The 12,655-nt window shown below is 70.9% G+C and carries 15 protein-coding genes; all 15 read left to right on the top strand.

Annotated features, from left to right (window positions below; genetic code table 11):
• The 15 genes from ACZ64A_RS09010 to ACZ64A_RS08940 all read left to right on the top strand — a co-directional run bounded on the left by ACZ64A_RS09010 (position 1) and on the right by ACZ64A_RS08940 (position 12,647).
• The gene (locus ACZ64A_RS09010; RefSeq protein WP_469809216.1) at positions 1-516 is read left to right on the top strand and encodes a hypothetical protein; all 516 of its coding nucleotides are present in this window, start codon (positions 1-3) and stop codon (positions 514-516) included.
• Positions 489-641, top strand: a complete 153-nt coding sequence (locus ACZ64A_RS09005; protein WP_469810144.1) for a hypothetical protein — start codon at positions 489-491, stop codon at positions 639-641. Before ACZ64A_RS09010 ends, ACZ64A_RS09005 begins: the two co-directional genes overlap by 28 nt.
• 11 nt (positions 642-652) lie before the next feature.
• Entirely contained in the window at positions 653-4,195 is a 3,543-nt protein-coding gene (locus tag ACZ64A_RS09000; protein WP_469809214.1) for a phage tail protein, read from the top strand.
• A gap of 2 nt (positions 4,196-4,197) precedes the next feature.
• The gene (locus ACZ64A_RS08995; RefSeq protein ID WP_469809213.1) at positions 4,198-5,604 is read left to right on the top strand and encodes a phage distal tail protein; all 1,407 of its coding nucleotides are present in this window, start codon (positions 4,198-4,200) and stop codon (positions 5,602-5,604) included.
• 15 nt (positions 5,605-5,619) lie between these two features.
• Complete coding sequence (locus ACZ64A_RS08990) at positions 5,620-6,762, top strand: hypothetical protein (RefSeq protein ID WP_469809212.1); 1,143 nt, start codon at positions 5,620-5,622, stop codon at positions 6,760-6,762.
• On the top strand, positions 6,762-7,973 hold the full coding sequence (locus ACZ64A_RS08985) for a hypothetical protein (protein WP_469809210.1): 1,212 nt from the start codon (positions 6,762-6,764) through the stop codon (positions 7,971-7,973). Before ACZ64A_RS08990 ends, ACZ64A_RS08985 begins: the two co-directional genes overlap by 1 nt.
• On the top strand, positions 7,973-8,452 hold the full coding sequence (locus ACZ64A_RS08980) for a hypothetical protein (protein WP_469809209.1): 480 nt from the start codon (positions 7,973-7,975) through the stop codon (positions 8,450-8,452). The genes ACZ64A_RS08985 and ACZ64A_RS08980 overlap by 1 nt, the downstream gene beginning before the upstream one ends.
• Before the next feature lie 14 nt (positions 8,453-8,466).
• Complete coding sequence (locus ACZ64A_RS08975) at positions 8,467-9,360, top strand: peptidoglycan recognition protein family protein (RefSeq protein WP_469809208.1); 894 nt, start codon at positions 8,467-8,469, stop codon at positions 9,358-9,360.
• A 3-nt stretch (positions 9,361-9,363) separates the two neighbouring features.
• Positions 9,364-9,630, top strand: coding sequence for a hypothetical protein (locus ACZ64A_RS08970; protein WP_469809207.1), 267 nt, complete (start codon positions 9,364-9,366; stop codon positions 9,628-9,630).
• A 23-nt stretch (positions 9,631-9,653) separates the two neighbouring features.
• Positions 9,654-10,064 carry a hypothetical protein gene (locus tag ACZ64A_RS08965; protein ID WP_469809206.1) on the top strand — a complete coding sequence of 137 codons (411 nt, stop codon included), beginning with the start codon at positions 9,654-9,656 and terminating at the stop codon, positions 10,062-10,064.
• A complete protein-coding gene (locus tag ACZ64A_RS08960; protein ID WP_469809205.1) occupies positions 10,061-10,435 on the top strand; it encodes a hypothetical protein in 375 nt (124 codons plus the stop codon). Before ACZ64A_RS08965 ends, ACZ64A_RS08960 begins: the two co-directional genes overlap by 4 nt.
• Before the next feature lie 68 nt (positions 10,436-10,503).
• The gene (locus ACZ64A_RS08955) at positions 10,504-11,733 is read left to right on the top strand and encodes a helix-turn-helix domain-containing protein (RefSeq protein ID WP_469809203.1); all 1,230 of its coding nucleotides are present in this window, start codon (positions 10,504-10,506) and stop codon (positions 11,731-11,733) included.
• A 109-nt stretch (positions 11,734-11,842) separates the two neighbouring features.
• The gene (locus ACZ64A_RS08950; protein WP_469809202.1) at positions 11,843-12,070 is read left to right on the top strand and encodes a hypothetical protein; all 228 of its coding nucleotides are present in this window, start codon (positions 11,843-11,845) and stop codon (positions 12,068-12,070) included.
• Complete coding sequence (locus tag ACZ64A_RS08945) at positions 12,067-12,417, top strand: hypothetical protein (RefSeq protein WP_469809201.1); 351 nt, start codon at positions 12,067-12,069, stop codon at positions 12,415-12,417. Before ACZ64A_RS08950 ends, ACZ64A_RS08945 begins: the two co-directional genes overlap by 4 nt.
• Positions 12,414-12,647, top strand: a complete 234-nt coding sequence (locus tag ACZ64A_RS08940; RefSeq protein WP_469809200.1) for a hypothetical protein — start codon at positions 12,414-12,416, stop codon at positions 12,645-12,647. The genes ACZ64A_RS08945 and ACZ64A_RS08940 overlap by 4 nt, the downstream gene beginning before the upstream one ends.
• Positions 12,648-12,655: the final 8 nt, after the last annotated feature.

Below are 12,655 nucleotides of genomic sequence, written 5' to 3'. Positions count from 1 at the left end.
ATGACGCAAGGCCACGACCTGCTCGCCGCAGGCGGCACCATCCCCCTGACCGACGGAACCGAGATCGCGCTCCGCTACCCCATGCGCGCGCTCGCCCTGCTGGAAGCCCGGTACGGGTCCGTGCAGGCCGTGCAGAGCGCGGTCGACATCACCGGCAAGGGCGCAGCTTTCGGCCCGATCATTCAGCTGGTGGGCGCCGGCACGCTCGGCCCCGGCGGGTTCGAGCCGCACTACCGCGAGCACCAGGACGCCAAGGGCGAACGGCGGATCAGCGGCGACATCACGTTCCGTCGCCGCACGGACGGCGCCGACCTCGCGGACCTGCTGCTGCCGAGCCAGCTGGAGCGCTACGTGGAGGCGTTCAACGCCGCGTTCTCCAAGGCGCTGGCCGGCCTGGGAAACGACGACGCGCGGGAGACGACCGCGCAGACGGTGGAGACGGTTTCCCCTGGTCTCAGCTCTACTACCTCGCCGTCGGTGCCCTCCACATTTCTCCCGACACCTTCTGGGACATGACGCTGGGCCAGCTGCTGACGCTGGCCGACGAGCACCAGGCCGCCCACCAGTCCGGCGGCACCCGCGATCCCGAACCCGCTGATGGCGCATCCCTGTTGGGCTTCGCGTCGATGCGCCGCACGTGAGGAGATGATCAGTGGCAGACGACATCAACCTGCCCAATCTCGTCTCCCATCTCGCGGTCAACCTGAACGGCCTGCAAGGCACGATCGCGGACGCGCAGCGCCAAGGCTCCAGCATCGGGGCGGCGCTCGGCGGCGGGGTGCAGCGCGAGCTGCGGGACCTGCTCGCGCACCTGCCGGACGTCCAGATCGACGCCAACAGCAGCGAGGTGGACCGCGACCTTGCGCGGGTACGCCGGGAGCTGGCGCAGCTGTCCAGCCAGCGCATCGGCGTGGACGTGTCGATCGCTGACGCCATGCGCCGGATCGGTGAGCTGACGCCGCATCTCCAGCGGCTCAGCGACACCCACCCGGACATCAACGTCCAGGCCAGCACGCGGCAGGCGACACGGCAGCTGGACGAGCTGCTGGCCGCCGCGCGCCGCGTGGACGACACCGACGTCCGCGTGGACGTGAACGTGGACGAGGACCGGCCGCGCCGCCTGGTCGGGCTCCTCGGCCGGATCGGCGGCATGGCCGGGCCCATCGGCGGAGTGGCCGCCAGCTTCGGCCGAGTGGCGGCCACGATCGGCACCGCGGTGCCGGCGGCCGGGGCGCTCGCCACCACGCTAGCCAACATCGCGCCCGCGGCCGGTGTCGCCGCCACGGGCCTGGTGTCGATTCAGCTGGCGTCGGGCGCGGTCAAGCTGGCATCGCAAGGCATGGGCGACGCCCTGGCCGCCGCACTGGACCCGAGCAAAGCAAAGGACTTCCAGAAGGCACTGGACAAGCTCAGCCCGTCCGCGCGCTCCTTTGCGCGGGAGGTGCAGACCCTCGGCCCGAGCCTGCGCAGCATGCAGCAGGCCGTCCAAGAGCGCGTGTTCCAGGGCCTCGCCACGCAGCTGGACCGGACCGCGAAAAGCGTGCTGCCCGTGCTGCGAACCAACCTGCTCACGTCGGCCGGCGCGCTCAACAACATGGGCACGGGCGCGCTCATGGCGGCCCGGCATCTGGCCGACACCGGCACCCTGGGGAAGGCGCTCAGCTCGGCGAGTAAGGGCCTGACCAACCTGTCCGGCGTCCCCGCCGTGGTGGTCAACAGCTTGGGCCAGATCGCGGCGGCGGCCGGACCGTCGTTCGAGCAGCTGACGGCGGGCGCGGGCCGGGCTGCGGCCGGTATCAGCGACAAGCTGTCGCAGGCGTTCGAGTCGGGCGCGATGCAGCAGGCCATTCAGCGCGCGATTGATCTGATCGGCCAGCTGGCGCAGGTCGGCGGCAACGTCGCACAGATCATCGGTGCAGTTTTTAACGCCGTCCCAGCGGGTGGCGGCGGCATGATCGGCATGTTGCAGCAGATCACCGCAGCGATTGCCGGGATCGCCAACAGCGCAGGCGTGCAGAACGCACTCGGGGCGCTGTTCCAGACGATGGGCGTCATCGCCCAGACGGTGGCCCCGCTCCTCGGGACCGCGCTCGCCGCTATCGCCCCCGTGATCACCGCGCTCGGACCGCCCGTGCAGACCCTCGTCAGCTCGCTCGGGCAGGCACTCCAGCCGATCATCAAGGCTTTGGGCCCGGTGCTGCTCCTCGCCGCCGGGGCGATCGGCCAGCTGCTCACCGCGGTGTCCCCGCTGCTGCCCGTGATCGGTCAGCTGGTGGCGGCACTGCTGCCCGCGCTGATGCCACTGCTGGCCGCGGTCGGACAGATCTTCGCCGCAGCCGCGCCCGTGGTCGCCCAGCTGGCGACGGCCTTGACCACGGCGCTGGCGCCGATCCTTGCCCAGCTGCCTGCGGTCGTGGGCCCGTTCGCGGCGCTGATCGCGCAGCTGGCGCAGACCCTGTTCCCGGTCCTGGCCGACCTGGTCGTCCAGCTGGCGCCGAGCCTGGCGCAGATCGGCGCCAGCTTCGCCTCGCTGATGGTGGCGGTGGCGCCGCTGATCCAGGTGGTGGGCGACCTGGTCCTGAAGATCGTCTCCGGGCTGATGCCGATCATTCAGCCGCTGGTCGGGCTGATCGCCGGGCTGGCCGGGATCTTCGCTGACGTGCTGTCCTCGCGGATCACGTACATCGTGATCCCCACCATCCAGATCCTGACCGACCTACTGTCCGGGAACTTCTCCGGCGCCTGGCAGCACGCCAAGGACGCCGTGAAGAACGCCGCATTGGCGATCGCCGGGCAGGCGATGGCCATCGGCAGCAAGGTCGGCCAGGCCATTGGTATCGCGGTGGACTGGCTGAAGGGGTTCCCGGGCAAGGCCGCGTCGGTTCTGGCGTCCCTCGCCTCCAGCATGGCCGGGCCCGTGATCCGGGCCGGCGCGCAGCTGGTCTCCTCGATCAGCAGCAAGATCTCCGAGGCCGTGTCGTACGTGCGCAGCCTGCCGAGCAAGGCCGGGCAGGTACTGGCGGGCATCGGCGGGACGCTGCTGTCGGCGGGCAAGAGCCTCATTCAGGGATTCATCAACGGCATCAAGTCCATGATCGGCGGTGTCAAGGACACCCTGAGCGGCCTCACCTCCAAGCTGACCAGCTGGAAGGGCCCGCCGGCCAAGGACGCCAAGATCCTGACCCCGGCCGGCCGCCTGCTCATCCAGGGTTTCATCGCCGGTATCGACGGCACCACGGCGCAGCTGCGCGCCAAGTTGCAGTCGATCACCAAGGCGCTGCCCACGAACGTGCGCACGGGTATCGCCAAGAGCCTGGCGCGGGCGACGGCCGAGCTGGGGCGGCAGGTCACCGCGCGGGACGCCGTACTGAAGCGGCTGGATGCGGCGCAGAAGCGGCTGGATGACCTGGTGAAGGCCCGCTCCAAGGCGGCGGGCGACATCACGTCGGGCATCCTCAGCGAGGCCGACATCACCAAGGGGCACACCGACGTCAACAGCGTGTCGGCGATCACGGTCGGGCTCCAGCAGGCGCTGAAGGCGTCCACCGCGTTCCAGGCCAACATCAGCAAGCTGCGCACGTCGGGCCTGCGCGCGGACCTGCTCCAGCAGATCGCCGACGCCGGAGTGTCCGGCGGCGCAGCGACGGCCGCGGCGCTGGCCAAGGCGACACCGGCCGAGCTACGCCGGATCAACGACCTTCAGGCGCAGCTCGCCAAGTCGGCGACGGCGACGGGCGCCACGGTGGGCGATGCCCTGTATGGGGCGGGCATCCGCGCGGCGCAGGGCCTGGTAAACGGTCTGAAGTCGCAGGAAAGCCAGATCGAGGCCGTGATGCGGCGCATCGCCGAGCAGATGCTGAAGACCGTCAAGTCCGTCCACAAGACGCGCAGCCCATCCCGCGCGTTCCACGCGATCGGCGAGATGGACATGGAGGGCTGGCGCGGGGGCGTCCTCGCCAGCGCGGCCCGCGTCGTGGGCGCCGCCCGCTCGGTGGCGGTGGACATGCTCGGCGCGACCTCGGCCGTGGGCGGCGCGCTCGCGGTGACGCCGTCGGCTGCGCAGGTGGCCTCCGCCTACGCGGCCCCGGCCGGCGGCGGCGACACCCACAACACGTTCAACCTGTACGAGTCCGAGGCATCGCCGGACGGCATCCTGCGCGCGCTGTCGTGGCAGGGCCTCGTGGGGAGGCGGTGACGGTGGCGCAGCAGCGACTCGGTCAGATCCAGTGGGGTGACCTCACGTTCGGGCCCGGCACCCCTTACACGATCACCGCGCTGGACGGCGTGGACGACCTGCCTGAGATCCGGTCGCAGGACGTGGAGCGGCCGGGCCAGCACGGCGACTACACCGGCCCCGACTACACCGGTCCGCGCACCATCCAGATGAAGCTGGGCATGCGCGGCGACAGCCCCGACGATCTACGGGCGCTGAGCCTCGCCCTGCGCGCCGCGACGCAACCGCAGGCCGCCCCGGCGCCGCTCCAGTTCCTGGACCAGGGCGTCATGGTGCAGGCCAAGTGCCGCAAGCGGAACATCCCGTACGACGCCGAATACCTCTGGAGGCTCGGCGACGCGGCGCTGGAGTTCTACTGCGCCGACCCGTACGTGTACGGCCTCGCCGAGCAGTCCGCATGGACTACTGCCTACAGTCCGGCCGCCGGCCGCACGTACCCGCTCGTGTACGGCAGCGCTGCACCGCTCGTGCGGAACATCGTCCTGAACCCCTCGGCCGAGGTGGACCTGAGCAACACCGATTTCTGGGCGACCGTCACGAGGAACCGGGTCACCAGTGAGCAGTACGTGGGCGCGGCGTCCATCGAGCATGTGGCGGTCAACACGGCCGCAGCTGGTACGCGGTGGACGATCGAGCCAGTCAGCGGCGGACAGACGATCAACGTTGGCGTGTGGGTCAAGCTGCTGCCCGGCGTGACGTGGTCCGGTGGGTTCATCGGCTGGAAGTTCGGCGCCAACACGACGCTGAAGACCACCGCGATCACTGCCCCGCCAACCGGGGTGTGGACCCGCGTCACCGGGTCGTACACCCTCGCCGCGGGTGAGACCTGCGACAACGTGAGCGTGTCGTTCACGCCCTCGGCGGTCGGCGGTAAGTGGTACGCGGATGCGGCGCTGGCCGAGACCGGCGCCACGCTCCACGACTACATCGACGGCGACCAGCCCGGGGCCACGTGGGAGACCACGCCGAACGCCTCGCCGTCCCGCCTGCACCCGACGACGGGCCGCACCTACGGCAGCGCCGGCACGTCCGGCCGGCTGACCGCCGTGAACGGCGGGGCGTCGCCCGCGTTTCCGGTGCTGCGTCTGGACGGTCCGGTCGCCAACCCCGCCATCGAGCAGGTGACCACGGGTGGCCTGCTCACCATCGACGCCAGCCTCCAGGCGGGCGAGTACCTGCTGATCGACACCCGCAGCCGCGCGGTGCTGTTCATGGGCACCAGCCCCCGCCGCTCGTGGGTGCGCGCGGGCTCTTCGTGGCCGCTGCTCCTGCCCGGCAGCAACGAGATCGCGTACCGCGGCTCGGCCCTGCCCGGGGCGACCGGGCAAACGTCCCTGCTGACCGTCACGTGGCGTGACACCAGCCTGTGAGAAAGGAGCCACACGGTGACCGCAATCAACCCGCCGACTTGGATGCAGGCTGGCAGCTACCCGGCCCGCAATGACCGGCTGGCGCTTACCGCCCTGCTCAGCTATCCGGGGTTCGCGGTGGACGAGGCGTCGCCGCTGCGCATCCGGCAGGGCGTGAAGCCCAGCTACACGAACTACCAGATGAAGGTCCGGCCGGCGGCCACGCCGAACATGACCGTGATCGTCAGCGCGGGATTCTGCTACGTCGACCAGCACGACACCGGCGGGTCGGGCACGTACGTCTGCGTCAACGACGGCGACGTGACCCTGACCGTGGCCCCGGCCGGTGGCGCCGGCCAGTACCGCAAGGACTCCGTGGTGGCCTCGGTGTACGACGCCGAGTATGCAGGCTCGGCGTCGCAGTGGCAGCTGGAGATCATCCAGGGTCCCTATGCCGCGTCGGCCGGTGCGACGGTGCGCGGCACCCTGCCGAACAACGCGCAGCTGCTCGCGGACATCTCGATCGGCCCGAGCCAGACCAGCGTCACCGCGGCGAACATCGCCGACCTGCGGCAGTACAGCGTGGCCGCGGGCGGCATCGTGCCGGTGGGCTCGGCGAACGCCCCGAACAGGCTGCACCCCGGGCAGGCGTTGTACCTGACCGACCTGGACAAGTTCGTGTACGGCCGCAGCGACGGCACCACGGGTGACCTGCTGGCGTCCGGCGGCTCACCGATCCTCACGGCGTACAAGACGGCCGACGAGAGCGTGTCGAATGCGACCCTCCAGGACGACGATCACCTGTTTGTCAACCTCGCCGCGAACGCGACGTACATCCTGGACGGCCTGCTGATCTACACCGGGCAGACCACCGCGCTCGGCCCCGGCGACCTCAAAGCCACGTGGACCGTACCGAGCGGGTCGACGTTCCAGTGGACGCGGAACGGGCCCTCGCAGAACAACGCGACCGCCGTGGACGTGGTGTCCACCAACGAGTCGACGGTGCGCCCGCTCGGCACATTCGGCACCGGCACCGACGTGACCGCCTCATTCCGGGGCCGCATCGTCACCAGCAGCACCGCCGGGCAGCTGCGGCTGCGGTGGGCGCAGAACACCACGACCGCCACGGCGACGACGATGCGCGCCGGGTCGTGGCTGCGCGCGCTGAGGATCGCCTGATGGGCACGCCGATGGACGCGCTGCTGTTCGCCGCCGCTCCGGGCCTCGCCGACGCGCCGCAGCACACGTACACGTACCTGTTCTGTGACCTGCGCACGGACCAGCTGCTGGCGGAACTGCCGCTGTCCTCGGTGACGTACACGACCGAGCTGAACGGTGTGGGGACCTTGCGCGGGGTCATCCCGTACAGCGACGAGACGCTGCCACTCGACCCGGAGACCGCGAGCGTGCCGGGCCGTACCGCGGTGTACGTCGACCGGGACGGGGTGCTGGTGTGGGGCGGCATCATCTGGACCAGGACGGACGCCACCGGCGGGAAGGCGATCCAGGCCTCGGAATTCCTCAGCTACTTCCAGCACCGGTACGTGAAGAAGACCCTGTCCACGGACACGTCGCTGCTGATCAACCCGGCGTATGTGGAGCTCGGCGGGCAGCGCCTGTACTCCGATCAGAAGTGGCTCGTCTGGTCGCTGCTGCGGTACGCGCAGGACCAGCCGGGCGGCAGCATCGGCCTGGACATCAACCCGTTGGCGGGCGCCGGGCACGGCATCACCCGCACGGCCACGTACTTCGGGTATGAGCGGCCCGAGATCTACAAGGCGATCGCCGAGCTGGCCGCGTCGGATGACGGGTTCGACTTCGGCGTGGACGTGTCGTGGACGCCGGCCGCGAACAACCAGCCGCCCCGCCGGATCAAGCAGGCGCGCACCTGGTACCCGCGGCGCGGCCGGACCGTCGACCAGTCCGGCCTCGTCTTCTCCAAGGGCGGCGGCGGGTACGGGTCGATCCTGTCGTACGACTGGCCCGAGGACGGCGCCTCCCTGGTGACGGAGATGTCCGGGCTGGGCGCCGGTAGCGGCGAGGCCCGCATCGTGAAGACCTCCGTAGCTCAGGACATGATCGACTCGGGGTGGCCGCTGCTGGAGGGCGTGGCCACGTACGACGGCGTGGTGGACGACGCCCAGGTACAGGGCATGACCAATGCCGATCTCACCGCGCGGAGTCAGGCACAGGTTCAGCCCACGTTCGAGGTCGCCGCTGACCTGGACCCGCAGTTCGGCAGCTACAGCGTGGGCGACGAGGCGCTGTTCGTCATCGACCCCGAGCCGCAAAGCCCGACCGGCCGGCAGGCTGTGCTGCGGATCGTCAGCATCGAAAACACCGCGGCGGGCGGACCCGAACGCGTCAAGCTCACCTGTGTGGACGCCTGATGCCGCGCGTACAGACGACCCCCGATGTGCTGGAGCGGCTGGCGATTGTCGAGCAGCAGCTGGCTGCGCTGCGTCGGGCTGGCGCGATCCGGGATGAGCTGCCGTTCTACCCGACGTCACTGCGCGGCCTGGTGTACGAGGACGGCACCAGCTTCACGACGCTGTGGGAAACGATCCTGAGCCCGCGCACAGCGACGCTGTCCCTCGGCCTGGTGTTCATCGGCGACGTGGTCGGCACGACGAACACGGGCGGCGACTGGCAGGTGTTGCTGGACGGCGCGGTGGCGGGGTCCGGCACGGTCCCGGCCACGTTCACTTTCCAGCTGCCCACCCTCGTCCTGGACCTCACTCCGTACCGGGCGTCCTCGCAGCTGAAGGTGCAGATCCAGGTCCGCCGCACGTCGGGCGCGACGACCGGCGGTAAGTACGGCGGGGGCGGAGCGATCGGCGGCGCCCTCCGATACGCACGACTCCTCTGAAAGGCGGGCCCACGATGGCCACTCCACTGACCGATGACGAGATGCTGGCGGCGCTGCGGGCCGAGGGCCTGCGCGTGGTCGAGCATCCGGGCTGGCGCACTCACAACCGCGGGAACCGCGGGGACGGGTGGGGGCCGGTGCACGGCGTGATGATCCACCACACGGGCGGCACCCCGCCGTCGGACGGAGAGATCGTGTGGTCCGGGCGGGCCGACCTGCCGGGTCCGTGCGCGCACGCGTACCTCGCTCCGGACGGCACGATCACCCTGACCGCCAATGGGCGGGCGAACCATGCCGGGGGCGGGGACCCGTCCGTCTTGCAGGCCGTCATCGATGAGTCGTACGCGGCCCGGCCGCCGGCCCCGCACAAGCACGAGGGTGACGCGGGCGCGGTCGACGGCAACGCGAGGTTCTACGGCCTGGAGGGCTCGAACCGTGGCAGCGGCCCGTGGCCGGCTGCGCAGTACGACGCGGCCGTGCGCTGGGCCGCGGCGATTCTGCGCGCGCACGGGTGGGGCGAGCGCAGCGCGATCGGCCACAAGGAGTGGAGCGACTGGAAGCCGGACCCCGTGTTCTCCATGCCCGACTTCCGTGCGGCCGTGGCCGAGCGGCTGAAGCATCCCGCCAGCTGGAACCCCGGCGACGGCGGCACCGACAACACCGACACCCCTGGAGGGGACGACATGGCACTGACCGATGCCGACCGCGAGGCCATCGCCCGCAAGGCCGTGGCCGAGCTGCTCGGCGCGCGACTCGTCTCACCGACCGCGACGGGCGCCAACAAGACCCGGAGCGTCGCCGACTTCCTGCGCTGGCAGGACCAGCACCACAAAGAAGAGATGGACGCGATCGCTGGCCTGCGCGCGTCCATCGACCGACTCACTGCCGCACTCACCAAGGGAGCGTGACCCATGTCCGAGATCCATCTGCCTGCTGCTCAGACCGTCGTGAAGACCGCCCGCACGTACGCGGTCGACCTGATCGAGCGCGTGGTGTGGACGTTCCTGGGGGCCGCCGCTGCGGTCGCCCTCGCCGCCGGCCCGGCCGACATGCTGCGCGTGTCTTTCTGGCAGGGCGTCGGCACGGCCGGCCTCGCCGCCGCGATGTCCCTGCTGAAGGGCGTGGCCGCGCGGGCGATCGGTCCGAAGGACAGCGCGAGCACGGCGCCGGGGGTGTGATGGTGTGCCGCGCGGTCCGATGGGTGAGCAAGCGGTTGGGGCGTCGTGGCGTGGTGCTCGCGCTGCTCGGCATGGGCAAGGTCTGTTACGGCCTCGGCTACATGCTCATGCCCCGTTCGGACCTGCGCGGCCTGGACCTGCTCACACGGTGGGCGTCGCTGCGATGGTGGGCGCTGGTGTGGGTGGTGTGCGGCGTGGTCACGTTCGGCTCGGCGTGGCTGCGGATCGGCCGGGACAAGTGGGGGTTCATCGCCGCGCTGGTCCCGCCGTTCGTGTGGGGGTCCGCGTTCCTGTGGGGTGCGACCGTGGGTGACTACCCGCGCGGGTGGGCGGTGTTCGGCTGGTACGCCACCAGCCATGTGGGGGTCATCCTGTGGGCCAGCTCCGTACCCGAGTACGAGCTGCCCCGCACAGCACGTCGGGAGAGAACGTGAGCGGAGCTTGGGGGGTCGCCGCGGGGATCATCGGCTCGGTGCTCGGCGCCGTCGCCCTGCTGGGAAGCGGCCTGTTCGCTGCGCGGGCTACGCGTGCCGCGGCGCAGACCACGGCCGAGGCGCAGCGAGCGGCGGCCGAGGCCGCGGCCGAGCCGCAGCAGCGGGCTGCGGACCTCGCAGCTTTCAAGGAGATCCGCGAGACGTTGGACCGGCGGATTGAGCGGCAGGAGCGCCGCATCGACAGCCTGACCAGCCTGGTGCGCGCGTTCAGCTGGTACGTGTCTGAGCTGTCGGGGCAGATGCGGCAGCAGGGCATCGAGCCGCCGGCACCGCCGGACAGGGTGGAGCAGTACAACCGAACTGGAGTGTGAGCCGCGCGCCCTCCCTTGACTGCGGCCGTACGCTGGCGATACCAGCACCGGCACCCGAGGGGGCACGCGTGGATCTGTCAGGGGACCTCACCGTAGGCGAGCGGATCAAGGTACTGCGCGAGTCACGGGGCATCTCGCGCGCCACGCTCGCGGAGCTTTGCGGCAGGGGCCCCGACTGGCTGAAGAAGATCGAGACCAACGAGCGGGAGTTGCGTAGCCACCAGCTGCTGCTGCGCCTGGCCGCCGCCCTCCAGGTACAAGACCTGTCCGTCATCACCGGGTCGGACGACGGCCCGGCCGCGCCCGTGCCGCTCGGCAGGCTCCACCATCCGACGATGCCGGACATCTGGGCTGCGGTCATGCAGCGCACCCTCGCTACCCGCAGCACCGCCCCGGCGGACGCGGCGATCCTCCAGGGCCGCGTGAATCAGAGCTGGCGCCTGTGGCATACGTCGGGCCACAACAGGACCGAGGTGGGGGCGCTGCTGCCGGAGCTGATCCGGGATGCCGAGGCCGCGGTGCGGGCCCTGGACGGCGACGACCGGCGGGCCGCACTGGTCGCCCTGTCCGACGTCTATCGGCTGACCGGGCAGGCCACCGCTTACGTGGCCCCGGCGGAGATGGCGTGGGTGGTCGCGGACCGCGCGCTGTCCGCGGCGCAGGATGCCGACCAGCCGGCGGCCATAGCGGCAGCGGCCTGGAACATGGGCAACATCCTGCGCGAGACGTCGTATCCGGAGGAGGCGCTGCGTGTCGTCAACGAGGCAGCCGACCTGATCCGCCCCCACCTGGAGGACGGGCCGGAGGACTGGCGGGGGATCTACGGCGCCCTTCAGCTGCACGCTGCGGTGACGATGGCCCGCGAGGGCCGGGAGGGCGACGCGTGGCGGTACTGGGGCAAGGGCGATCAGGTGGCGAAGAGTCTGCCGGCCAGTTACGTGCATCCCAGCACGGTGTTCGGTCGGGCGAATGTCGACTTTCATGCGGTGTCGGTGGCTACTGACCTGCGGAAATCTGCCAAGGCCGTGAGCCTTGCCGACGACATCGACCCGGACACGATGCCCTCGGTGGAGCGGCGGGCCCGCTTGTGGGTGGAGGTCGCCCGCGGCCACCTCCAGCGCGGCGACCGCACGGCCGCGCTGCACGTGATGCAGATGGCGCAGCGCATCGGCGCCGAGACCGTGGCTTACACCCCGTCAGCCCGCCACGTGGCGGCCGACCTGTGGCGCAACGCCCCGCGCGCCATGCGCGGCGAAGCCAGCCGACTGGCCGCGGCCGTGGGCGTGGTGACTGCCTGACAGGTAGGGGGACACTTTGGGACAGGGGGACAATCTGTCCCCCTTCTCTCTTGCCCGGACCCCTACGGTGACTGCTCGCTTTCAGTCGCCTACTGGAACGGGGTCCGTCATGCTGCCTCTTCACGCGTCCACCCGCCGCGACGAACCACCGAGCGCCGACGCCACCACCGGCGAAGTCCGGGTGCCCATCGCGCTGTACGCCCTGGACGTTCACCGCGAGGACGCCGACCTTGTGCTGTCGCGCACGGAGGCCGCAGAGCTGTTCTGGGCGTTGGGTCAGTCGCTCGGCATGGTGATCCCGGCTCAGGGTCCGCGCCAGCTGGAGGCCGTGCGGTGACCAGCCCCACGACCACCCACCCCCTGCCGCTCGCCGTGGTGCGCCTGCTCGGCGTGCCGTCGCTGGACGAGCAGACCGAGGAGCAGCTGCGCGGCGCCGTCTGCGTCTGGGACCGCGACCACACCCTTACCGCGGAGACCGCAGTCGACCTCGGCGAGCGCCGGCACAAGCGGCCCGGCGGGCACTACTCGACTTTTCCCCGGGCCTGCGCGCCCTGCCTCGGTGCCCGTGCGCACCCGGCGCTGCTGGACCACGGCGGCACGTGCGAGCAGTGCGTGGACAACGGGGAACTGTGCATGGTCGGGCGGGTCCTGTACCGGCTGGTGCGGGAAGGGCGGCGCGCATGAGCAAGAGCGCGCATGCCGACGTGCAGGCGGAGCTGGCCGCCTGCCGCGCCGCTGGCTACTGCGGCGAGTTGGACCCTGGCGGGCGCATCTCGTGCACCCGACGGCCGGGGCACGACGGCGACCACGTGAACCACTATCGCGGCCGGACGAGGCCGACAGACACCGAGGGATATCACTGGAGCCAGAACGGCGGGCCGTTGCGCCAGCCACCAGAGATCAGCGTTCCCTGAGACCGGCG

The sequence above is a fragment of the Streptomyces sp. NPDC104814 genome (assembly GCF_055583185.1).
This window is presented reverse-complemented; position numbering and strand designations above follow the sequence as displayed.

Bases quoted from the DNA above. Each gene is read 5' to 3' on its own strand.
- ACZ64A_RS09010 (WP_469809216.1), top strand. From the start codon at position 1: ATGACGCAAGGCCACGACCTGCTCGCCGCAGGCGGCACCATCCCCCTG.
- ACZ64A_RS08985 (WP_469809210.1), top strand. From the start codon at position 6,762: ATGGGCACGCCGATGGACGCGCTGCTGTTCGCCGCCGCTCCGGGCCTC.
- ACZ64A_RS08980 (WP_469809209.1), top strand. From the start codon at position 7,973: ATGCCGCGCGTACAGACGACCCCCGATGTGCTGGAGCGGCTGGCGATT.
- ACZ64A_RS08975 (WP_469809208.1), top strand. From the start codon at position 8,467: ATGGCCACTCCACTGACCGATGACGAGATGCTGGCGGCGCTGCGGGCC.
- ACZ64A_RS08970 (WP_469809207.1), top strand. From the start codon at position 9,364: ATGTCCGAGATCCATCTGCCTGCTGCTCAGACCGTCGTGAAGACCGCC.
- ACZ64A_RS08950 (WP_469809202.1), top strand. From the start codon at position 11,843: ATGCTGCCTCTTCACGCGTCCACCCGCCGCGACGAACCACCGAGCGCC.
- ACZ64A_RS08940 (WP_469809200.1), top strand. From the start codon at position 12,414: ATGAGCAAGAGCGCGCATGCCGACGTGCAGGCGGAGCTGGCCGCCTGC.